17 protein-coding genes and 3 pseudogenes are annotated in these 22,485 nt (G+C 67.2%); 11 read left to right on the top strand and 9 right to left on the bottom strand.

Annotation, left to right across the window (positions count from 1 at the left end):
* Nucleotides 1-526: 526 nt before the first annotated feature.
* The gene (locus tag ACFYRX_RS17105) at nucleotides 527-700 is read right to left on the bottom strand and encodes an STAS domain-containing protein (protein ID WP_389100281.1); all 174 of its coding nucleotides are present in this window, start codon (nucleotides 698-700) and stop codon (nucleotides 527-529) included.
* Between the two features lie 321 nt (nucleotides 701-1,021).
* On the opposite strand from ACFYRX_RS17105, the gene ACFYRX_RS17100 reads away from it, so the two are divergent.
* From ACFYRX_RS17100 to ACFYRX_RS17090, 3 genes are all read left to right on the top strand, one after another.
* Nucleotides 1,022-3,004, top strand: coding sequence for a WD40 repeat domain-containing protein (locus ACFYRX_RS17100; RefSeq protein ID WP_389100279.1), 1,983 nt, complete (start codon nucleotides 1,022-1,024; stop codon nucleotides 3,002-3,004).
* Nucleotides 3,005-4,292: 1,288 nt separating this feature from the next.
* Nucleotides 4,293-5,033 (top strand): hypothetical protein, encoded by a 741-nt coding sequence (locus ACFYRX_RS17095; RefSeq protein ID WP_389100277.1) that lies wholly within the window; start codon nucleotides 4,293-4,295, stop codon nucleotides 5,031-5,033.
* 11 nt (nucleotides 5,034-5,044) lie between these two features.
* Entirely contained in the window at nucleotides 5,045-5,755 is a 711-nt protein-coding gene (locus ACFYRX_RS17090) for a hypothetical protein (RefSeq protein WP_389100275.1), read from the top strand.
* A 1,327-nt stretch (nucleotides 5,756-7,082) separates the two neighbouring features.
* On the opposite strand, the gene ACFYRX_RS17085 is transcribed toward ACFYRX_RS17090, so the two are convergent.
* On the bottom strand, nucleotides 7,083-7,802 hold the full coding sequence (locus ACFYRX_RS17085; protein WP_389100273.1) for a DUF4232 domain-containing protein: 720 nt from the start codon (nucleotides 7,800-7,802) through the stop codon (nucleotides 7,083-7,085).
* Between the two features lie 807 nt (nucleotides 7,803-8,609).
* Between ACFYRX_RS17085 and ACFYRX_RS17080 the strand changes: the two genes are divergently transcribed.
* Nucleotides 8,610-9,071 carry a GNAT family N-acetyltransferase gene (locus tag ACFYRX_RS17080; RefSeq protein ID WP_389100271.1) on the top strand — a complete coding sequence of 154 codons (462 nt, stop codon included), beginning with the start codon at nucleotides 8,610-8,612 and terminating at the stop codon, nucleotides 9,069-9,071.
* A gap of 375 nt (nucleotides 9,072-9,446) precedes the next feature.
* A complete protein-coding gene (locus tag ACFYRX_RS17075) occupies nucleotides 9,447-10,427 on the top strand; it encodes an alpha/beta fold hydrolase (protein ID WP_389100269.1) in 981 nt (326 codons plus the stop codon).
* Nucleotides 10,428-10,864: 437 nt separating this feature from the next.
* Here the strand turns inward: ACFYRX_RS17075 and ACFYRX_RS17070 are convergent, their stop codons facing one another.
* Nucleotides 10,865-11,401 (bottom strand): GNAT family N-acetyltransferase, encoded by a 537-nt coding sequence (locus ACFYRX_RS17070; RefSeq protein ID WP_389100267.1) that lies wholly within the window; start codon nucleotides 11,399-11,401, stop codon nucleotides 10,865-10,867.
* Nucleotides 11,402-11,773: 372 nt separating this feature from the next.
* Nucleotides 11,774-12,292 carry a HEAT repeat domain-containing protein gene (locus ACFYRX_RS17065; protein ID WP_389100265.1) on the bottom strand — a complete coding sequence of 173 codons (519 nt, stop codon included), beginning with the start codon at nucleotides 12,290-12,292 and terminating at the stop codon, nucleotides 11,774-11,776.
* 65 nt (nucleotides 12,293-12,357) lie between these two features.
* On the opposite strand from ACFYRX_RS17065, the gene ACFYRX_RS17060 reads away from it, so the two are divergent.
* The gene (locus ACFYRX_RS17060) at nucleotides 12,358-12,690 is read left to right on the top strand and encodes a hypothetical protein (RefSeq protein WP_389100263.1); all 333 of its coding nucleotides are present in this window, start codon (nucleotides 12,358-12,360) and stop codon (nucleotides 12,688-12,690) included.
* A gap of 171 nt (nucleotides 12,691-12,861) precedes the next feature.
* Nucleotides 12,862-13,329 carry a hypothetical protein gene (locus ACFYRX_RS17055; RefSeq protein ID WP_389100261.1) on the top strand — a complete coding sequence of 156 codons (468 nt, stop codon included), beginning with the start codon at nucleotides 12,862-12,864 and terminating at the stop codon, nucleotides 13,327-13,329.
* A 315-nt stretch (nucleotides 13,330-13,644) separates the two neighbouring features.
* Here ACFYRX_RS17055 and ACFYRX_RS17050 read toward each other — a convergent pair whose 3' ends face one another.
* Nucleotides 13,645-14,697, bottom strand: coding sequence for an aldo/keto reductase (locus ACFYRX_RS17050; RefSeq protein WP_389100259.1), 1,053 nt, complete (start codon nucleotides 14,695-14,697; stop codon nucleotides 13,645-13,647).
* A gap of 132 nt (nucleotides 14,698-14,829) precedes the next feature.
* Here ACFYRX_RS17050 and ACFYRX_RS17045 point away from each other — a divergent pair.
* Nucleotides 14,830-15,233 (top strand): annotated as a pseudogene (locus ACFYRX_RS17045) (TetR-like C-terminal domain-containing protein); the annotation flags it as partial.
* A 202-nt stretch (nucleotides 15,234-15,435) separates the two neighbouring features.
* Here ACFYRX_RS17045 and ACFYRX_RS17040 read toward each other — a convergent pair.
* On the bottom strand, nucleotides 15,436-15,753 hold the full coding sequence (locus ACFYRX_RS17040) for a hypothetical protein (RefSeq protein WP_389100257.1): 318 nt from the start codon (nucleotides 15,751-15,753) through the stop codon (nucleotides 15,436-15,438).
* A gap of 145 nt (nucleotides 15,754-15,898) precedes the next feature.
* On the opposite strand from ACFYRX_RS17040, the gene ACFYRX_RS17035 reads away from it, so the two are divergent.
* Nucleotides 15,899-16,960 (top strand): ATP/GTP-binding protein, encoded by a 1,062-nt coding sequence (locus ACFYRX_RS17035; RefSeq protein WP_389100255.1) that lies wholly within the window; start codon nucleotides 15,899-15,901, stop codon nucleotides 16,958-16,960.
* 340 nt (nucleotides 16,961-17,300) lie between these two features.
* Entirely contained in the window at nucleotides 17,301-18,056 is a 756-nt protein-coding gene (locus tag ACFYRX_RS17030) for a class I SAM-dependent methyltransferase (RefSeq protein ID WP_389100253.1), read from the top strand.
* Between the two features lie 399 nt (nucleotides 18,057-18,455).
* Here the strand turns inward: ACFYRX_RS17030 and ACFYRX_RS17025 are convergent, their stop codons facing one another.
* Complete coding sequence (locus ACFYRX_RS17025; RefSeq protein ID WP_389100251.1) at nucleotides 18,456-18,674, bottom strand: hypothetical protein; 219 nt, start codon at nucleotides 18,672-18,674, stop codon at nucleotides 18,456-18,458.
* Nucleotides 18,675-19,098: 424 nt separating this feature from the next.
* Between ACFYRX_RS17025 and ACFYRX_RS17020 the strand changes: the two genes are divergently transcribed.
* Nucleotides 19,099-20,859: a S8 family serine peptidase gene (locus tag ACFYRX_RS17020; RefSeq protein ID WP_389100249.1), complete on the top strand. Its 1,761-nt coding sequence runs from the start codon at nucleotides 19,099-19,101 to the stop codon at nucleotides 20,857-20,859.
* A gap of 410 nt (nucleotides 20,860-21,269) precedes the next feature.
* On the opposite strand, the pseudogene ACFYRX_RS17015 reads toward ACFYRX_RS17020, so the two are convergent.
* Both ACFYRX_RS17015 and ACFYRX_RS17010 read right to left on the bottom strand, forming a co-directional pair.
* Nucleotides 21,270-21,953 (bottom strand): annotated as a pseudogene (locus ACFYRX_RS17015) (3-hydroxybutyryl-CoA dehydrogenase); the annotation flags it as partial.
* 25 nt (nucleotides 21,954-21,978) lie between these two features.
* Nucleotides 21,979-22,291 (bottom strand): annotated as a pseudogene (locus ACFYRX_RS17010) (flavin reductase family protein); the annotation flags it as partial.
* Nucleotides 22,292-22,485: the final 194 nt, after the last annotated feature.

Below are 22,485 nucleotides of genomic sequence, written 5' to 3'. Positions count from 1 at the left end.
CGGCTCATGGCATCCCGCCGCTTTCAGCGATCAGGGGCCCGTCCGGCAGCGTCCATGTCCCAGCCCTGTGCGCGGTCCCTCCACAGACCGACGGGTCCGTGCGTACCCGCCACGGGGACCGTCCGCGGCCTGGGCACCGCAGATCAGTACCTGATAGTCGTAGCCGGCGAAGACGGCGGTCTGATCGTGGACGGGGGCAGGGAAGCCGTCTCGTCCGTTGCGGGCGGTGCAAAGACGCAGGGAAAGTACGCCTTTCAAATGTGGATGGCGCGGGAAGCTGCCTGCAAGAGTGGGGGAGGGCCGCCGCCCTGGTCGGTGATGGACGACGGCCGCCGTGCGCGAGGAGCCGCGGACTCCCTGGACGCGACGCCTCGCGCGGAATCGTCTGTGCGGTACTCGGGACGCGCGGGAGTTCGCCCCGAGTCGAATGGCCGCACTGACGAGGCCGGGGTCCGCAGCGTGGCCCCTCCGCGAAGCGGGCTCCGGCCAGCCGTGATGCAGTGGTGCATCGTGACGACCGCTCGGTTCAGGTGTCGAGGTCCTGGCGCAGGGTGGCGTGGCAGGCGATGACGGTTTCGAGGCCGACGATCTGGATGGTGCGCAACACGGCTTCGGTCGGTGCGGCCAGGCGCAGTCGGCCGCCGGCTTCGGTGAGGTCGCGGTGGGCGGCGAGGAGGATGTTGACGCCGGTGGTGTCCAAGGCCTGGCCGCATCAAATGTGTGCTGTTTCCTCCACCCGGTACTGAATGCGACTGTTCTTGAGTTCGCTCAGGACCAGGTGACGAGATCCTGTCCGATCGGGCGATCGGGCGATCGGGCGGGATCGGCTGGGGCGGCGATGGTGACGCCAAGAGACTCTGCACACCCCGCCGACGTGGCCCGATGTGACCAGAATGCCAGGTACGCCGTGTCCTCGTCGCCCAGGTTCTGGGCCCGATCGACTTGCACGATGACCTGAGCGAAAGGCTCCCGGACATCAAGCCGCCCCCTGATTGTCAGTGCCTCCTGCGAGACTCGCTCCATGATTCCGAAGCTGCCCTTGGACAGCCCTCGTTGGTGTGATTTCGACGGTGTGAAGTTCGAGGAGTTGCAGGTGCTCCTGGAGCAATTGGCCTCCGCGGCTGCCACCGGGGGCGGCGATGCTTGGCGGCGGACCTGGACGGACCTGTCCGGCGGCCTGTTGGATGACGGAGTCGTTGCCGACGGGGCTTATGCGGTCCTGCCGCATCTCGTCGAGGCGGCAGCGGTGCTGCCTCCGGAACAGACCGTGGACTTCTGGGTGGACCTGGGGTTCATCGTGACCGCCGATTACCTGCCCCCCGTCCCGGCCGATCTCGAGGTGGGATTCGGCGCCGCACTGGGTCTGGCCGAGCGGGCGGCCACTCGAAGCCTTCTCACCGTCGGTGCTCCAGCGCAGGTCTGTGCCCAACTTGTGTTCTCCTGCGTGGCCTTGGCCCGCCACCCCATGGGCGAGGCGCTGTGGCAGTTTCTGGATCACCGGGAGAGTGGCCTCCTGTTGTCGTGTCCCGATTGCGGGAGCGAAACCGAGATCCCGAACTTCTTCGTGGATCCGGCGCGTCTGCCCGTCGAGGCTCCAGGGCTGCCCGACCCCGCCCGCGCCCGGCAGGAAGGGCATCCCTGGGGCGAGGCCGCCGCGGCATTGCAGGAAGAGGCACTGGGGGAGCGCTGGGAGCCCTTCCTGCGGGTGGCGCGCGAAGTCGCGGTGACCGGGGTGTCTCCCGGCACACCGGCACAGGCTGTCCTGTGCCTGGTCGCCGGCATGGTCGCGGTCAGGGGCACCCCACAAGAGGACGCAAGGGACCTGGCCCGCCGGCTGATGACGCTCACCGGATACTTCTGCTGCTGGGGCTGCGAGCAGACGTGGACGATCGCCGACGGCCTGGTGGCGAGCCCGGACGGTGCGCGTCCCCAGCAGCGTCCGGCGGAGGCCGGACGAACAGGCGGAGCAGCAACCCGGTTCCGGCAGGAGGAGAACGCGCTGCTCGCAGCCGATGGCACACTCTGGAGCCGTATATCGGTGTTCTCCGCTTCCGCACCCGGTTCATCCGGAGGTGTCGAGGCACTGGCGGTGGTGTCCCGCCCCGGTGGGCCGGCCCTGGTGGCCGGGGCCGGGGACGAGGGTGTGGTGTGCCTGTGGGACGTGACCGACGGCCGACTCGTCCACGACCCGCTGCTGGGACATCCTGACCGTGTCCGCTCCATGACGGCCCTGCCCCTGCCCGAGGGCCGCGTCCTTCTGGCGAGCGGAGGCGACAGCGGGACGATCGCCCTGTGGAACCCTGTCACCGGGCAGCCGGTTCGTGACCCTGCCGGCGACTGGCTCGGCGGGGTGACCGCGATGTGCGCCGCTGTCGTCCCCGACGGCCGCACCCTGCTCGTCACCGCCACCCCCCGAGGCGCCGTCCGGATGTGGGAACCGGACAGCGGTGAGTGCGTGGGGCGTCTCAATCCCTACGGCAGTCCGATCCGGTCGGTCGCCGCTGTGCCGATTTCCGTGGGCCACACGCTGATCGCGGCCGCGGACACCGCGGGCCGCGTGCACGTGTGGGATCCGGCCGTCGACGACCCCTGGGACCGGGGCGCCGCCGTGCAGCCGAGTGCACGCGCGCTCGCCGATGCCGACCACCGGGCGGCGGCCGTGGCGGCTGTGCCCACACCCGACCGAACCGTTCTGGCCACGGCAGACGACCGTGGCGTGGTCATGCTGTGGGATCCCGTCACCGCTGCCCCGATCGGGGACGGTCTGCCCAGCTCCACAGGCACCTTCGGCGTGCCGATCATCGCCGCCGCCTTGCAGGGCGGGCGCACGGTCCTGGTCCACGGAACCCGTCACGGTCACCGGCTTCGGGTGTGGGAACCGGAGACCGGCGCGCTACGGCACATCGACCTGGACGTGACGCTCACTTGCCTGGCCATCGAAGGCCCGGACCTGATCGTCGGACACGACCGCGGAGTCCTCAGCTTCCCGCTCACCCGGCAGTGAAGGCGTTCGGCCGCACTCCCGTCCCACCCGTCGCGCGGAGCTTCTCCGCATGGCCGGCCTCATCGGGAGACACGAGCCCTCACGCCAGTTCTTTGCGGAGGTTCGCCCCTCCGAGAGCGCTCACCGGCAGCTGACGACGGGCGAAGGTGGGTACCGTGAGCCGGCTGCACACGAGCTGGACGTTGCTCGCACCGCCGCATCCACGTCAACTGTTCAAGAGGTGGGTCAGGCCCCCCGTCCTGGCACAGGTCACCGACGTTCCAGAGCGTCCTGCGGTACTGACGGTGCTTCACCGAACCCAGTTCGTCTCTTCCGCCCTTGAAACCGACGACGAAGTCCTCGTGCCGCTCGCAGACGACGTACTCGATGTCCTGGTGAGTGAGCACGGACAGACAGGCTTGCGCAGCGATTTCAGCCTGGAACCGGTACAGCCCGAGGGTGCCGGAACCACTGTTCTCGCCCGGCGCCGTCCCCAAGGTGCCTGCCCCCTCCGGGGAGGGAATCCGGCTGATCCCGCGAAGAGCAAGCCCGGGAGTGGCACTCTGGCCCCACTCCGGAAGCCGACTTGCACCGACGAATTCGAGGTCGAATGGCAGCCCCTTACGAGGTAGGCCGGTTTGTGAACTGGTCAGACCGAGCAGTCCAACGGGTTGCCGAGGAGAAAGGCGTCGACTGGGAGGAACGCCGAAGCGGACCTTCGTCCTCTCACCCACCGGCCTCGAAGGCGGCTTCGGACCGAAGCAGCGCACGACTGGAAACCGGCTTGAGGAAGCGCGCCGTGTTCTACGGCACATCGGTAGCGCGGCGACGGAGGGCCTGGAGACAGAACGCGAAGCCGTGTACGTCAGAGGCGTCGGCAAGGTCGAGTTCACAAAGTTCGCCGCATTCATACACGTTCAGGTTCGAAACGTGCACGGTCGGAGGATCGACTGCTGCCTCTTGGGAAGTATGGACCACCTACGCGGCTTCGGCCGGAGCGACGACTTTGCCGACGGCTGGACGGCCTCAGCGGCACCAGCAGGTGCCGGGCACTGCGAGTTCTTCGCCGAGATCTGTACTGACGTCGTACTCGACCCTGCAGGGTGGAACCTCGAGGCGAGTCAGCCGGCGCCGAACGCATCAAGGGGCCGTGAGCAGAGCCCTTGGGCTCCAGTTGTCATGGTGGTTCAGGAATCATTGAATTGCGTGGACGATCGGACCCTTTCGCAGGTAGCTTGAGCGCGCGCTACGCCGCTGACCACGACGTATTGCTGGTGTCAGTAATATTTTCGATTCAGGGATATGGGATATGGGGGAACGATTGAAGGTCGAGGTGGCTTCGTTCGCACTGTTGGGATCCGTTGTTCTTGGGGTGACTCCCGATTGCTTCGATGCTCCCGACGTCGCCGGCCGGACTTCAACGTCTGCAGGAACCAATGCGGCTGGCAGTGACGCACCGGTCAGTCCGGGGGATGGGCAACTTCTCCTTGCGACTGATGAGCAGTACGTCCAGACTTTCGGAGCTGACAAGGCCGCTCAGCAAGGACTCACGTACGAAGCTGTCACGGAGGTAGTCGCACAGGCAGATTCGGCCGTAGCGGACAACACGGACAAGGTCATCGCGGCGGACTCTGCTGCCGTGGCGGGTGATTCGGGGGCTGCAGCAGCTGAGGCCGTGAGCAGCCACTGGAGCGTGGTGAGGTTCGCCGGCCATGACGCGGACGGCCGTTACATCCCCACCCGGCAGGGCAACAGAACGTTCGGATGGGTCCACTTTTCCGGACCGCACAACATCCACACCAGCAAGGTCATCAAGGTAGCGGTCAGCGAGCACCCCGAGAGGGGGAGTACAGCGACCCGGAAGCTGTACGGCGCTGTGTTGTACGACCGCCTCGGCATCATTCTCGCTCGCGTGAAGGTCGTTGCGCAGTACCACTGGGAGACCGCTGACCACAGGTACAAGCTCGCTGACCATGACGACAAGATCGGCGTGATCACGGCTTACTGCCAGGGTGTCAACAGGTGCCCTGACGCGTTGAATCGAGTGTGACGGACCAACTGATGATGTGGGACGAGACGGGCCTGTCCAGTCTGCAGGCGCAACTGGCACACGAAATGCTGAGCAGCGTCACGGCGGTCGCAACCGGGCAGGGAGTCCGGCTGGTGCGTGGTGTCGTGAGTGCCCCGGAGCGACGCGGCGTCGTCCGGGTTGTTCTGTGGGACGGAGAGCAACTGGACACGTCGGTTGCCTTCGACATGCCACTCACGGACTTGCACGAAGGGAACATTCCCTCAGGAGACCTAAAGGCCGCCTTGCGTAGCGAAGTGGCCGCTTGCGCTGAAGGTGAGGTCGAGAGGGCACCGCGCGACGCCTTCGGAATTCCCGTGATCGACGCCTGCGCCGCTGTTCACCGTTTCGTCGACCAGCCGCGGTTCGAGCTGTCCGATGCCCTGCGGGCTGCGGCGGCAGCCTTCTCCGTCTCCGAGGTGCCGGATGAGTCGGCGGAGCTTCGCCTCCGTGGCTTCCTGCTTCTCGATCAGGCGACATGTCGGCTCTACTTGGACACCCCCGCATCACAGGACGTTCCGCCGTTCGGTGTCGACCTTCCCCTTCGCGACGAAGACGGCTCTGTTGTTGCTGGTGTCACAGGAGCACATGCTGTGCTTCCGGTACTCCTGGAAACGGGGGAGTTGGAGCGAATGCGAAGGGACGTCCACGATCCCTACTGCCGTGCGGTCTATGACTTGGTGGACTGGCTTACGGGTCGTTGACCGAGGGCTTCGAGGCTGTGGGCCAAACCCGATCCCCGACCACATCAAGCGCGGCCGGTACGATTTCAGCGGCATCGTCAAGGTCAAGACAGGCGGCGACGAATGCGAGCGCGACACTTGACGGGCCGCACCCCTGCGCATCGACGCCCCCCGCGGGTACTGGGACGACATCGAGGACCTGTGGGCGGTCGGCGAGTTCACCGACGACGAGTTCGAGGACTACTTCATCGACTACATCGTCGTCTCCGACATCAGCGAAGGGACCGGTGGCTGAGACTTCCCGGCGGCCTCGTAGGCCATCGAACTCCGGTAGCGGCCCACACGCAGCCGAACTGCCTTTTGCAGCGAGGGAATCCATCTCATAGGAGCTCGTAACACGATCATGCCCCCCGTCCCAGTAGTCCTGTCGTGGCGGAACGTGGGAGCGCGGCCCTGGACCGCGGGCGACGGCTTGTGTGAAGGGGGCTGGATGAGCGTGATGTGGGCGGCGATGTCGCCGGAATCTGGGTTGTTCCACCCGGTTGAGAGACGTTCAGAGGTGAAGGACCTGTCAGACCGCTTCAACGACCTGCGGTCCTGCGGCCAGGGGTACGTGGAGGTTCGGTCGCCGGACGAGGAGTTCCCGGTGCTGATCCTGGCCTTTCGGGGTGATCACGCGGTCGACCATCTGATGAGCGACGCCGAGCGGATGTCTCTGCTCGCAGGAGACGGCATCCGCTCGCGGTGCTGCGCTGCCGGGTGCTGTAACGAGCGCGGTGGGTTGCGCTGCGCTACTCCGTCCTTTCGAACCCCGGCAACCGGCGGCGCGTCAGGATGTCCAATGAGCTGCGCCAGTTGCGCAACGCGGAGAGCGACATCAACGACGGGCTTGCCCTGCCGGTGGTCCACCGATGCCTCTCACGATCCTGACGGCAAGGTCGTGAAGGACGTCAACGGCAGGTCACCTCAATGGTTCAGCCGTGGTCGGGGGCCGGGCGCATCCTCGTGGACGACCTGCTGCACCTCTCACGCCGACAAAGGGCCGCCAGCGCAGGGGCACTCGACCCCCGAAGCCCTCGGGCGGGCCGTCGTCGACTGCTGACCCTGGCGCCATTCGGGCAAGCCACAGGCCCCTGGAGTTCGCCAGACCTCCCCGTGGAGCCCGGCGTATGGAGTCGTGCTGTTCATCGACGGCGCGCCTGATGGCGATGACGCCCCTGTGTGCGGGGCGCCAGGTCGCATCCAGGTCATCCACGCCGGACCCGCCACCATCGGCGGCCGGTGAGAACAGACACCGTTCCGCTCGACATCGTCATGCTGCGCGCGCTGGTGTTACGCCTGGAATGGGTCAGGAAGGCCTGACCGCTGATACGGCGGTGACGGTCACGGTGTCGTCGCACTCGGCGAACTGCCCGTCGTCCAGGGCCACCTGGTGCGCCCCGGACCCCGGCAGCCGGACGACCATCGTGGGATACACCACGGGCGCCGAACCGGACACGCAGTACCCGTCGGCCTCCCCCTGTACCTGCACGAACGTCAGCTTCACCCACGCCTTGCCGCCGGGGGCCACCGTCGCTGGCGTTGCGGCTCCGGTCGGCTTCACGGTGAGTGGCACGTTCATCTCGGGAGAGCCGTTCCCGGCGCCGGCCACCGTGGGGTGCCCCGTGAGGACGCACGTACGTCCGGACACGTTGGTGAACTCGACGACGGCCGCCCCCGTGCCCGTACCGGCCGGCCGCACGGCGGCCTGACGGGCGGTCGCCTTCAGACTGCCCGCGGCACAGGCCGCCGCCGAACCGCCCGAAGCGGGTGCGGACGACCGAGGTGCGGAGTCGGCGGGCGCGGGCCGGGAGGCGGAGGGCGTGTAGGAACCGGAGACGGAGCTGCCGGGCTTCGGGGAGCCGGGGGTGGAGGAGGAGGCCGCTGAGCTGACGGCCCCGGACCGGGTGGCACCGCCGTCCCCGGTATCTGTACCGCCCCCACCGGGCTGACATCCCGCCACCGCCAGCGCCGCCGAAGCCACGACGACCACCATCGCCGAACCAGGCATCACCTTCACGTACCGCATGCTGTCCCCCGACTCCCAGTTGCCCGGAGCACGGCTACTCGCCGCCCCCGTCACACCAGACGGAACCGTGGAGTCGACAGTTCTCCCACACTCCGAGCTGTAACCCACCGGTGACGAAATCCGGCCACTACCACCGTCGAACACCCCGGACAGGCCGGCAGCCGCCCCCGAGGCCCCGGCAGGTCACGATCCGATCCTTGAGCGCACGAGACCCCGGGGCATCTGCGGCCCGGGGTCTCTCCGTGCTCCGGGATGCCCGACCGGTTCAACGACCAGTTGGCGGAGGAGCGTCGCACCCACTTCTCTGCACAGAGCGCTCAACCGGGCCTGGGCAAGGTGCTTGCGGTGGGAGGCTGGAGTGCTCTGCGAGCAGGTCGAAATGACGTGGCGTCGTTGGGGCTCTGTTGCTTGGATGCCCGGTGTGACTTCTGCCGATTTTGACGATCACCCTGAGGGGACGTTGCTGGACCGGATCGAGGAGTACTACGACGCGGTCCCACGCCACGGTGCCCGTGTCGAAGACCACGGGCCGCTCACCTTGTTCGTGCGGGAAGGCCCGGGCTGGCCGTTCTACGCACGTCCCGCACGCGGGTGGTCAGGGCCGCTGGAGGCCACCGACGTGCACAAGGTCCGTGCCCGCCAGCGGGAGCTGGGGATCCTGGAGAGTTTGGAATGGGTCGCCGAGACCACGCCAACGCTGCGGTCGGCAGTTGAGAAGTCCGGACTCGTGGTCCACGAACATCCACTGATGGGGCTCGATCCCGGCACTCCCGCAGCACCACTGCAAGTGCTGCCCGGAACATATCGGTGCGGATCATCGGCGCGGATGATCCGATCCTGCCCAGCGCCCTGGCCGTTCCTCACCTTGCCTTCGCCGAGCCTGGAACCCACGTCGGTCACGCGGGAACACCGCAATTGACAGAAGCGGTCGACGCCCGTGCCGCCGACGGATCGGTGGAACGGGCGATCGCGCGTATCCGGGCAGGTCTGACGGCGGTCGCCGCAGCTGTCGAGCAGGGATCGGTACTGTCGGCGGGCCAGCACCAACCGCTCGCAGGAATCACCGAGATCGTCGGCGTCGGAACGCTCCCCACGGCTCGGCGTCGCGGTCTCGCACTCGCGGTCACCGCGGCACTGGTGGCCGATGCCCGAGCGCGGGGCGCGGCAACCGTCTTCCTATCGGCAGGTGACAACGACGTCGCACAGATCTACGCGCGACTTGGCTTCCGCAAGATCGGTACGGCACTGATCGCCGAACCCGCCGAATAGGTTCGCTGCGTCCACTCCGCAGCGGTGTTACTTCTCAACAACGTTTCCAGGATCTGTGGTCGACAAGTGGTGTCCAAACTGGGATACAGGCGGCGTCCGTACTCGCCTACGAAGCCGGACTGAGCCCCCGACAACTTGATGACGCAGGTCAATGGGTTGGTGTGACGGGCTTTCGGAGCGCTCACGGGGTGCAGGGCGGGTCTGTGGAGAAGGTCGTCTGCGGGGCGGTCGGCTTTTGCTGAACCGGCAACGGGAGTCGCGCTGGGTGAGCTGCCCACTGAATGATTATTGCCGGTGCCCTTGGCCGGAGCGTGAGAGTAGTGGCGCGGGTCCGGTCGCCGGCGCCGGCCATCCGTGTTGTGCCCAGGAGGATCCATGCCACAGACCGCCGTTGGCGTCACCCACCGTCTGGTGCCCTCACCTGCCGGTCGGATCCACCTGGTGGAGCAGGGCAGCGGTCCGCTGGTTCTCCTTGTGCACGGGTTCCCGGAGTCCTGGTACTCGTGGCGCCATCAGCTGTCGGCACTGGCCGCGGCGGGCTATCGCGCGGTGGCTGTGGATGTCCGCGGTTATGGTCGCTCCTCCCGGCCCGGGGCGGTGGACGCGTACCGGATGCTCAACTTGGTGGAGGACGGCGTTGCGGTGGTGCACGCGCTGGGGGAGCAGTCCGCGGTGATCGTCGGGCACGACTGGGGAGCGACCATAGCCGCGAACTCCGCGTTGATTCGGCCCGATGTCTTCCGCGCGGTCGGGCTGCTCAGCGTGCCCTACGCTCCGCCTGGCGGACCGAGGCCCAGTGAGGCTTTCGCGCAGATGGGCGGGGCGGAGGAGTTCTACGTCTCCTATTTCCAGCATCCGGGCCGCGCCGAGGCGGAGATCGAGCCCGATGTGCGCGGCTGGCTCGCGGGCTTTTACGCTGCCCTGTCCGCCGACACCATGCCCGCACCGGGCACGCCGGATCCTCATTTCGTCAGCCACGGCGGCAGGCTGGGTGACCGGTTCCCGGCCGGCCGGTTGCCGTCCTGGCTGGGCGAGCACGACCTGGATGTCTACGCCGCGGAGTTCGAACGGACCGGTATGGCAGGGGCACTGGCTCGCTATCGGAACATGGACCGGGACTGGGAGGATCTGGCAGATTACAACGGCGCCCCCATCACCCAGCCGTCGCTGTTCGTGGGAGACGCCCTGGACGCCTCGACGGCCTGGATGGCCGACGCGATCAAGGCGTACCCCACTACTCTGCCCGGCCTGGTCTCTTCGCACATTCTTGATGGCTGCGGTCACTGGATTCAGCAGGAACGCCCCGAGGAGATCAACCGGTTCCTGACCGACTGGCTTGCCGCCTTGCCCGCATGACACATGCCCGCCTGACACATAAGCGCATGACGAGCGCGACTCCCGATGATCAAGGTGACGTTCCTGCGGCCATACCCCGCGATGCGTACGCGCGCGTGCGGGGGCGGTGACGCACGACGTCGGGTGGAGCCCATCGAGTGGCTCCGCCCTTGGTGCGCGCCGGATGACGGTGGACGCCCCTTTGGCGCGCATCGCGATGTCCCGCGCCGCACGCAGTGCGCACCCTCGATGATGCCCGGCCCTCCGCGCACACCACGACGCGCCGCACTCGATCTTCCCTACCGCACCGAGCCTCCGCCAACTTGAAGTCACAGGTCAAAGGGCTGGTGTGCTGGCCTTCCGGGGTGCTCACGCTGGTCGTGGGCAGCAGTCTGCGGGGTAGATCGTCCGTCAGCGGCTCTACCGCCATCGTTGTCCTCAGCGGGGTGTCCCTCGGGCTACAGTTGCTCGGCCTCGGCGACTGACCCGCAGGTCTTCTCCAGGAGGGTGAACGACTTGGGTGCACCGCCCGGCTGCGGCTTTCCTGCCTTGTGGCCGACGGCCCGGTAACCGGCGTCCAGGTAGTAGGCGTTCAGACGCGCGTTGCCAGAGAGGCAGTCCAGACGCACGAGCGCCCGCCCCGTCGCGGCAATGCGACGCTCCGCGGCACGCAGCAGCAACCGTCCCACCCCCGGCTGGGCGTTGCTGCGGTCCACCATCAGCCGATGCACGTAGCCTGCCACCGGCGGCTGTGGTCCCCAGGCGTCCTCGTCCTCCCACCACAGCTCCCAAGCCCCGGCCACGCGGCCATCAGCCTCGGCGAGCCAGACCTCACCACTCGCCATGACCCTGCGGAAGTGGTCCTCGTCGAGCTGACCGGGCTGCCACTGGCCGGTGATGCCTTGGGCGAGCATCCAGCGGGCAGCGTCGTCACGCAGACGGACGAGAGTGGCAATCTCGGTCTTCTCAGCAAGGCGGAAGTGCAGATCGTTCACCTCGCGATCCTCGCACAGGCTCGCACGGGCGCTCGATAGCACTGGCCAGGTTGCTGCGGAGGTCGTCGGCCGCAACACCGATGGCACCTGCCTTCCAGAGCTGGACGGACACCGAGCTCTTTCAGCGTTGCCCCTCTGGCTTTGTACACGAGAACGGAAGTCATCCGTCGACGGCTTCGGGAGTCACCGCGTGGGCCGGTTCCTTGATCAATGTCGATGAGTTTGGGAATCACTCACGGACCGGCGGGTGGTTTGTGCGACATCCCGTGAGTAGCTGAGGTACAGGAAGTCCTGGTGCGATTGATCTTGGGCGGAACGCCTGGTCGAGGAAACGCGGCCGGGCGTTCCGGGTGAGCGGCTACGACTCCACGGTCAGAGTTCGCCGCGGCGTGCGAGTTGATTCAGCGCGTTCTCGCGGATGGTCTTGTTCTCGTCGTCGCGCAAGCCCTCGAGGGCGTCCCGGGCGTCCGGGCCGGGAATGGCGCCGAGAGCCCAGATCGCCTTCACCGCAAGCGCCCGGTTCTCGTCCCAGTCCAGGTGCTCGGGAACCCAGTGGGTCGCCAGGGCCAGCGTCGGCACCGTACGGGGCGAGCGGAGGCTGCCCAGCATCCCGACGATGTCCTCGTGGTCCCTGTGCCAGTCGGCGGGGAACAACTCGGTCAAGGCCTCCAGGAACTCCTCGACCGAGGCGCCGGCGGCGGCATGGAGGATTAGCGCCATCTCGACGTCATCGGCGTCCTGGCGCTCCATGGCGTCCCGGAGCAGCCGGAGCGCCAGGGCCTCGCCGTCGGACTCGCGGAAGTGGGCGAGCACCTCGTCGAGCGTGCGCGTCGGACCATCACCCAGTCCGACCGCCAGGCCCATGATCAGTTCCTGCTCCTCGGGGGTCATCGCTTGACCACCTCCCACGCGTTGAACACCCTTTGGCTGGACTCTAACAAGATCATTCTCGGCGGGTGCCTCCCGAACTCGTGAACATTGGTCCGGCCGTCAGCAGGGCGCCTTCTGAACTCATCTTCGGCGTCGGCGTCTTTGACGGGGCGACGACCAGATCACCGGCCCTGACCGGATCCAAGCCCGCCCACAAGACGTGCCAGCACCCACAGGTCGGAACGGTCACCCTCACCTCGCAGTCACTACATGTCGAAGGCACCCCCGGGCAGCGCATCGGCGTCCATACCGCCGAACCCTGCAGTCCCGACTATGACGCCCTGCTTCTGCTCGACACGACCGCGCCTGCCTTGCCCGGCGTCAGCCCCACGCTCTCCAGGCGGTCGGCAACCAGCTGAGGAAGTGGGCAACGGACAGCCGCAGACTTTGGCCACGGCCTGGACCGGGTTCGCTACGTGCGACATACGGCCATTCCGGCAGGGGAGAGATCTCCGTCCCGGCACCGACACCCTGCGCGCAGCCGGTGAAAGCCGCTGCCGCCCGGGGAAGACAGCTGCGAGACTACGGAGATGACCACGCCGCGGCTGCCGTTCCCGGTCCCGGACGAACGCGCCCGCCTCTTCGTCGACAGCTACGCCGACATGCACGACCTTGTTGAGGACCTGGTCGTGCCCGCGGGTGTTCCGGAGGCCGCGGCGACCGTACTCCATACGGCTCGCGAACTGCTGCGCCAGTCGTACTACTGCTACGAGTTCTCCACCGTGGCGGTCATGCACTCCCTGATCGCGGTGGAGATCGTGCTGCGCGACCGCGTTCCGGACGCGGGCAAGAAGCCGCTTTACCAGCTCATCAAGAAGGGTGCCGAAGATGGGGTCCTGACGGCCCGGCAGGCCGAATACCTCGACTACGGCCGGCAGATCCGCAACGGCATGGCGCACGGCCAGACCACGCACACGGTGATGCCTCCGGCGATGGCGGTGCCTATGGTGACCACCTCCTTCACGATCGTCACCGAGCTCTGTGCCGCGCCTACCTGATGATCACGGCCGGTAACGGCGTCCGGTGAGTTGGTGGGGAGCGTCATTTGAACCGTGCCGCATTTCCGGCCGGCGAGTGCGCGAGCGGCCTGCACGGGGTCTCGTACTGGCGACTTCGCGAATTCGGCTGTCGCGTATTCCTCTGCGCGTGAGGTTCCGTGACGACCGTCTGTGGTCGTGCCGACGAGCAGGCGGATAGAGGGAAACACTGTCATCGGGGCTGTCCGGGCCCCGGGCAGGCATGGGGCAAGGCAGCATTTCTCAGTCCGAGTCCGGGATGCCGCGGCTGTACGATCCAGCTACCTGACGCCGAGGTCATGCGGCAGGCGGAGGGGCGACAACTGGTGGGTTGACGCGGGCGAAGCCTTCCTGGCGCTGGTAAGGGAAGTACGGGTAGGGCGCTGTTCTGTCGCTCACCGCATCGAGTTTCGCCATCTGGTCGGGTTCGAGCGCCCAACCGATGGCACCGAGATTCTGGCGAAGCTGGCCCTCGTTGCGGGCGCCGATGATGACGGAGGAGACGGTCGGTCGCTGCAGCAGCCAGTTGATGGCGATCTGCGGAATGCTTTTGCCGGTCTCCTGCGCGATCTCGTCGAGGGCGTCGACCACGCGGTACAGGTGTTCGTCCTCGACCGGCGGCCCGTAGTCCGCGGTGTGGTGGAGTCGGCTGTTGGCCGGTAGCGGCCGGCCGCGGCGGACTTTGCCGGTGAGTCGTCCCCAGCCGAGCGGGCTCCAGACGAGGGCTCCGAGACCCTGATCGAGCCCGAGGGGCATCAGCTCCCATTCGTAGTCCCGGCCGACGAGGGAGTAGTAGACCTGATGGGCGACATAGCGCGGGTGACCGTATCTCTCCGCGATCGAGAGGGACTTCATCGCCTGCCAGCCGGAGAAGTTGGAGATGCCGAGGTAGCGGATCTTCCCTGCTCGTACGAGATCGTCGAGTGTGGACAGGACTTCCTCGATCGGCGTGCCGGCGTCGAAGGCGTGCAGCTGGAACAGATCGATGTGGTCGGTGCCGAGTCGGCGCAGGGCGTCCTCGCATGCGGTGATCAGGCGCGAACGGGAGGAGCCCGCATCGCCTGGGCCGTCGCCCATCGGCAGGCCGGTCTTGGTGGACACGATCACTTGGTCCCTTCGGCCTTTGATCGCTTCGCCCAGAACCCGCTCGGAGGCCCCGCCGGAATAGACGTCGGCGGTGTCGAACATCGTGATCCCGGCGTCGAGGCAGATGTCCACGAGGCGGCGTGCTTCTTGTGCGTCGGTGTTGCCCCAGGCACCGAACAGCGGTCCTTGGCCGCCGAAGGTGCCGGCGCCGAAGCTCAGTGCGGGGACCTTGAGGCCGGATGTGCCCAGCCGCCTGTATTCCATGGCTGTTCCTCTCGCCGCCCGATCTGACTAATGGGCTTGAAGTTCCGTTAGCGTGGAGCCTCAATGTAGCAGGCGCGAGCGAGTAACGAAACTGGAGTTCCGTTATGGGGTTTGAGGGTGCGGATCCGGGGACGGTCCGTCCTGGCGGGCAAGACCACCGTCTACCGTCGCTGGGGAACGGTGACCGGCCTGGTGGCCGATTTGCTGGTGGACATGGCCGAGCAGTCACTGCCCCGTACCGAGACCGGCTCACTGCTCGGTGACCTCAAGGCCAACGCCCGGCTCGTGGAGCGCACCTTGGCCGACCCGCGGCAAGGAGCGCTGTTCAAGGCAGTGATCGCCGCCGCCACCTGCGAGGCGAAGACAGCCGAGGCCCTGCACCGCTTCTACGACATCCGCGTCAAGGAGTGGGCACCCTGCGTCCAGCAAGCCATCGACCGGGGCGAGGTGCCTGAGGGCACCGACGTCCACGAGGTCATCCGTGCTGTCTCCGCCCCCTCTATTACCGCTTGCTGACCAGCAACGACCGCCTCGAACATGTGACGGAGCCGGGGTGCCCTTGCTTCCGGGGTCACGGGTTGTCCAGCCTGGCGGGCGGGGAAGACCCATCGGGCATCGGGGTGGGTCGCGGTCTTGGTGTTCGGCAGCGCCCGTCCGGAGGCCGGGCGCGAGAGTCGGTGCTTCGCCGAGTAAGGCGCGATCGGCGCCCACTGTGCGTAAGTCAACGGCACACCCGGATCAACGATCAGGCGATCGGAAGGAGCGGCTGTGCGCCGTCCACGTCCTCAGCTGGACCGACCGACGCCCAAAGTCGACCACGCGGACGGCCATTGCGTCTGGCCGCAGGCCCAGGGGGTCGAGGTCGAAGTGCTCTTCCAGCTCCTGCCGCAGGAACTCGCCGATCTCGGTCCGGCGGGCGCCAGAACGGAGCCGGTGGAGCAGAGGAGCGAGCATGCAGTCGTACTCGTGCTGCACATCGTGAGTGACGCCGAGCGGGTCCCACTCATTGAGCAGACGCCGCAGTTCCGCCTCTGTGGACGTCTTCAGGGGTCTCATCGCCCAAGACTGTCAGCCCCGAACGAGGGCCATCATCCCGACCCCTGACTCAGACGAAAGCCCCTGGTCTGCGGCGTCGGCCATCTCCGGATTTCGTGGTGACAGCCGGCCGAGGGGCGCAATGTGCTGCGGCTGATGGGCGTTGGTGGTGAACTATCCGGGCACATCTGCTGATTTGACGGGCACCATGGGTACAGAAGGCGACATTGGTGCACGCCGGGGGGACGCTGTGTCGGATACGGGGCTTTCGTGGAGCGAGAGGCTGGCTGGCATATGGGTGCGTGCGGAGTCGACCGTCACGAAGATCGTTTTCGCTGCTGTCGTCGCCCTGGGCTTGGTAGCCCAGTTGGTGAAGCCTCTCGGTGACGCTTTGCAGGACAAGGTGTACTTGGGCGGCGCACTACTCACCGCGGTGGGTTACGTGCTCTACAGCGAGGTCCAGCGTCTGAACGCTGCGCACGCGACACAGCAGGAGACAGAGGAGTCCCTGACCGCCACGGTGCGCCGCCTTGAGGACGAACTGCAGCGGCTGAACCAGGTGTTGCGCCCTCGGGCCACGCAAGGGGCGCTGCAAGCAGAGATCCGGCAGGCGCTCGAAGCCGGGGGAGAAGCGCAGCTGACGGCGATGGGCTTGACCGGCGAGACGTTCGCCACCATGGTGAAGAGCCTTCTGTATCACTTGAACCCGGACCCCGCGCGTCGAGTGCATCTACGCGTCCTGGTACCGGACTTCACCGAGGAGATCGACGTCCCGGGCCAGGTGGGAGCCGCAGGCAAGGTCTGTGACGCTCCCCGATTCCGTGAACATTTGAGGCACATGGTCATGGAGCACGAGCGAAGCCTGAAGGCCCACATAGGGCGGATGGCCGAGCGCGGACAAGGGACACTCACGGTCGAGTTTCGCGTGCTGCACATGTCACCCTTGCGCAAGCTCTACTTCATCAACAGCGGCGTGATGTACGAGGGGCTCTACAAGCTGGATCTGCGCCCTGACCCGGAGGCTGCTGCAGTTCCCAGGCCGGACACCGCCGAGGGCGATCTCCTGGACATCATCGGTGGCTCCCGGCTGGACCGCTGGTCCCTGGACGGCGGCGAACAAGACCGAGAGAACCTCGCCCACTGCCGGGAGTTCTTCGAGACGCTGTGGCGGGGAGCCCGCGACTTGGAGCCGGCAACGCTGCTTCCAAGTCGGCCGGATGCCCCCTAAGAACTACTAATGGAATGCACCTTCAAGGCCCATTGAGGCTTGGGTAGTAGGTAGCGGCCGGGTGCGCCGAACCTCTCGATGGACGACACCACCTCTTTGCACACCTGTGGCCCCGCTCCAACGTTTCCAGGACCGTCCGGCCGTCTCCGGCATATCGCCAACCCTTCGTCAACGGTCAGGAGGCGGTAGCACGGACAGCCGGTGACCTCCACTCGGACAGACAACTGACAATCCGCAAACACCGTCAGAGCCATCCTTGCGAAAACCATTGGTGCCCGGCTTGCTCCGCTGATGGACTGACGTCCTACCGTGAGTCTGCCGCGTGACGGGGGGAGTGGTTGTGACAGGTTATGGCGTGCTTGCCGAGGTGTACGAATGGCTCATCTCGGATGCAAAGTTGCCTCCAGCCGAGTTCGCTGCGTCGTTCGACGACGTCCTCGAACTCCTGCCGCCGAACGCTCACGTCCTCGACTGTTCGTGTGGAACCGGACAGTTGGCGGTTGGCCTCGCCGGTCGGGGCATGCAGGTTGTCGCAACTGACGCCAGCGAGGCGATGGTTCGTCGGACTGCAGAGTTGTCTGAGGAGTTCGGGGCATCCGTCCGGGCCGTACGGGCGAACTGGGAAGAATTGCCCGACCATTTCCAGGACAACACGTTCGACATGGTGTTCTGCGTTGGCAATTCGCTTCACCATGCCGCGGGCGCGACAGGCAGGGGTGCTGCTCTGGAGTCGATGTCACGGCTTCTGCGCCCCGGCGGGCGCTTGGTACTCACATCCCGCACTTGGGAACTCGTGAGGGCCAGAGGTTCCCGGCTGGAGTTCAGTGACCGACTCGTCCGCCGGAACGGTCGCGATGCCGTCGTGGTCTACCGCTGGGAGATTGCGCCGCATTGGGATGAGGAGCACCACATCGAGATTGCGATCGCGCAAGTTGATGCGACCGGGTTGGTTCTTGTCCGCTCGGAACTGCTGTCCTGCTGGCCCTACCGGTACGAGGAACTCGAAGTCGAGCTGCACCGGGTCGGACTCCAGACGGAAGTGAGCACGTTCGATCTTGAGGCCGAGAACTACATGGTGGTCGCGAGCAAGGTATAGACACCGGACTCTCAGTCCCTGGCGGGACCGCGCGGTTGCTCGCAGGCCGCTTGCGCCCTCTCATCGGTACGGGTTCAAGTGGTCAACGCAACGCAACGCAACGCAACGCCTCGGACGAGGAGTGCTCGTCGATCAGCGGCGTGACCGGATCCAGCTTCGACGGCCCGCGCCGAAGCGGTTGTCGTGCGTGGCTGCGGCCAAGCCGAGGTCAGGGCCTTGTTGACCGTGTTCCAGGTGACGCCGTGCTTGCAGTGCAACACCTGGTTCGACCTGCCATCGCGGGAGTCGCGCCGCAGCGCGGCGTACAACTCGGCCTTCGACCGGCCAAATTGACGTCACCAACTACCGCCAGAACGAGTCAGCCTGCCATGACGTCGCACAGTTCCCGTACGACGCCAGTTACAGGTCCCGGGCGCGGTGGCGGACCAGGCCGGTGCGGTAGTCCGCCGGCAGTGCTGTGAGGGCGGTGACTGTACGACGGCACGCCTGCTCGGTGTCGTCGTCCAGTCCAAGGGCGTGCACGGCTCGCCGCTGGACGTCTGCGTCCTCAAGGAAGCCGAGCGCGGTCCTGGTCGGCGTGTGGCCGGCTTTCGGCCGCACGGCGGTCGGTTCGGACACGGTCCCTGGAGGGCCGGAGCCCGCGCATCTGGGGCCACCCGAGTCGAGCGGCACGCCGTACGAGGTGGGGAACCACCCCCGGCTCCTTCCGGCCTGCGGCAGGGTGATGCGGTCCACCAGCCCCTCAACGTGCGGTCGGGCCGGCCGCCGTTGGGTCTGCTCGATGCGTACAGAGGGGGCGATCACTCTGTGCATCTGCTAGGTGGTGGCCATCCGGTACTGCGCCGGCACTTCCAGTGGCGCTTTTCAGCCAAGCCCCTGCGACGTCCCTGCGCGGAAAGGTACTTCCGAACAGGGGCATGCACCTGACATCTTGCATCCACCACTCGTTTCGTACGGCCCGGCCGGTGCACTCAGCACGGCCGGGCCGTCTCCGGAGGACGCATTGATACCCGACATATCCAGCCGACCCAGACGCACGCTGGTGCTAGCGGCCACGCTCGGCGCCGTCCTCGCGTTGGGCGCCCCGGGCGCCCTCGCGGGCACGCTCCCCGTCGTCCCCTCCACCGCGCCGGCCGCCAAGGCCCCCGCTCCGGCCGCAGTGGCGGCTTCCCAGAGTGCGACATGGGTGGCCGGCACGCGTGCCTATCTCGTGATCACCGCTCCTGGTGACAGTTCGGCGGTCCGCTCCGGGATCGAGGCCAACGGCGGCACCGTCTTCTCGAACTTCGACGCCATCGGGGTGATCGTCGCGCACTCGGCGTCCAGCGGTTTCGCCGCCACCATGCGCGGCGTCGCCGGCGTGCAGCAGGTCGGCGCCACGCGCACCTCGGACGTCCCGGCCGACGCCTACAACCCGGCGCTCCCGGCCAATCCGGCCCAGGCCTCGACCCCGGCCGGAGAACCAGTCCGTGCCGACATGAGCCAGATCAAGGCGGACCAGGCCTGGGCCGTGAACCCGGGCTCCGCGTCCGTCACGGTCGGCATCCTGGACACCGGTGTGGACGACCAGCACCAGGACCTGGCGCCCAACTTCGACGCGGCCGACTCGGTCTCCTGCGCCTACGGCAAGCCCGACACCCGTGCCGGCGCCTGGCGGGACGTCGACACGCACGGCACCCACGTGGCGGGCACCGTCGCCGCGGCGAAGAACGGCAAGGGCGTCGTCGGCGTGGCCCCCGGGGTGAAGATCGCCGCGGTCCGGGTCGCCGAGCCGGGCAACGCCTTCTTCTTCGCCGAGAACACCATCTGCGGTTTCGTCTGGGCCGGTGACCACGGCTTCAAGGTCACCAACAACAGCTATTACACGGACCCGTGGCAGTTCAACTGCCCGGACAACATCGACCAGGCCGCCATCATCGAGGGCGTCAAGCGCGCCCAGGAGTACGCCGAGGGCAAGGGCTCCCTCCAGATCGCCGCCGCGGGCAACGAGAACTACGACCTCGCCCACAAGACGACCGACTCCGCGAGCCCGAACGACTCGACGCCGGTCACCCGCACCATCACCAACGCCTGCCTCGACATCCCGACCGAGCTGCCGGGCGTGGTCACGGTCGCGGCCAACGGCACGGGCGTCACCAAGGCCTCGTTCTCCAACTACGGGCAGAGTGTCATCGACGTCGCGGCGCCGGGCAGCAGCGTGTACTCCACCGTCCCCGGCGGCGGCTACGGCAGCAAGAGCGGCACCTCGATGGCCACCCCGCACGTGGTCGGCGTGGCGGCACTCATCGCCAGCGCCAACCCGGGCATCACCCCGGCGCAGATCCGCGCCAAGCTGGCCGCCCAGGCCAACGACATCGCCTGCCCCTCGGACAGCCGCTGCACGGGTACGACGGCCAACAACGCCTTCTTCGGCGAGGGACAGGTCGACGCCCTCAAGGCCGTCGGGACCACCCCGCCGCCCGGCACGTACTTCGAGAACCTCGCCGACTTCGCCGTCAACGACAACGCGACCGTGGAGAGCCCGATCGCCGTCACCGGCGTGACCGGCAATGCCCCGGCCACCCTCAAGGTGGGTGTTGACATCAAACACACCTACATCGGTGACCTGCAGGTCGACCTGGTGGCGCCGGACGGCACCGTCTACACGCTGCACAACCATTCCGGCGGCAGCGCCGACAACATCGCCCAGACCTATACCGTGAACGCCTCCTCGGAGGTAGCGAACGGCACCTGGAAGCTGCGCGTCAACGACAACGCCGCCTCCGACACAGGCAAGATCGACGCCTGGAACCTGACCTTCTAGCGCAGGGCCCGGCAACGCCCGCATACAGCACATACTGCTCCGGCGGCAGTTCCCCGCCCGCGCCCGCGGCCAAGGCGGGCTGCGGTCTGTTCGGCCAGGGCTGCGAACTGCTGGGCGGCAGAGGACATACGGGCCTCGGTGGCGGTGCCGGCCTGACCGGCCGAACCCGCCGCCGGGGACCCTGAGAAGCTCCGCTTGCGCCTGTTCTCCGCCGCCGCCCAGCTCGTGAGCGCCGGCCGCCGCCACTGGCTCCGCTTCACCACCCGATGGCCCCTGACCGACGGGTCGGTGTTGATTCGAAGCCCTTCCCAACAGGCATACGAACGGCCGTCGTTGGGCCCTGAGCCATTCGCGTACAGAGCGTCGATCGGACGAGGGACTGGCGGGCACCGGCGAACGAGGGAGGAGCGTCAGGCGTCGTACGTGTGGAACCTGCGGCCGCTCTTGCGTCCGAGGTGACCCGCGGCGACCATCCGGCGCAGCAGGGCCGGCGGCGCGTACAGCGGCTCCTTCTACTCTTCGTACATCGACTCGGCCACGGCCTGGGCGGTGTCGAGGCCGATGAGGTCGAGCAGGCGCAGCGGTCCAATGGGGTGCACACACCCGAGTTCCATGCCCCGGTCGATGTCGTCCGGTTGCGCGGAGCCCGACTCCACCATCCGTACCGCGCTGAGCAGGTAGGGCACGAGGAGGGCGTTGACGACGAAGCCGGAACGGTCGGGTGCCTGGATGGCCTGTTTGCCCAGTTGCTCGGCGAGGTCGCGGGTGCGCCGCAGCGTGTCGGCGTCGGTGACGAGGGCGGGAATGACCTCGACCAACCGCTGCACGGGGACGGGGTTGAAGAAGTGCAGGCCGATGACCCGTTCGGGCCGCTCGGTGACGACGGCGAGGTCGACGACGGGGATCGAGGAGGTGTTGGTGGCCAGCACCGCGTCCGGGTCTTCGACCGCCTTGTCCAGAAGGCGCAGGACACCGGATTTGATGTCGTGGTTCTCGGCGACGGCCTCGATGACGAACTGACGGTCGGCCATGTCACCGAGATCAGCGGTGAAGGACAGCCCCGCGAGTGCCTGGTCGCGCTGCTCGGCGCTGATGAAGTTGAGCGGAAGGTGATCGGCGTCAGAGGTCGAGGACGAGTCGAGGTCCGCGCGAGCGGGAGACACAGATGAGCATGGTGTCGCCGGCGGCCCGTTCGTCCTCGGTCAACAGCGAGTCACGGTGGTCGGGTGTGCCGTCCAGTACGTCGGTTTCGCAGGTGCCACATGTGCCTTCCCGGCACGAGAAGTCGACGTCGACGCCGGCCTCCTCTGTCAGCCGCCCGCACCGGGGCGAACCGTTCGACGCCGAGTGTGCCGGACGGCCAGCCCGCGCGCTGCTCCTGCACCGCCCGCAGCAGGGGTTCGGGACCGCAGGCGTGCACCAGCGTGCCCTTCTTGGCCGGTTCCGAGGGATCCTGACGGGTCGTTATCCGCGATCGTAGTTTCTTTATCATTGGCTATAGTCCGGCAGGCGAAATGGCCGCCGTCCGTCTCGTTCGGTGGTGGCGAGCCGGGCAGCGAACCCCCCCAGCCCCCCGCGCCACCCCCCCGGGGGGCACCACCCCGCGACGGCCAGTTGTACCGACCA

The organism is Streptomyces sp. NPDC005374 (assembly GCF_042872225.1).
GTDB lineage: Bacteria > Actinomycetota > Actinomycetes > Streptomycetales > Streptomycetaceae > Streptomyces.
Note: the sequence above shows the minus strand (reverse complement) of the source record. Positions and strands in the feature narration are given on the sequence as shown.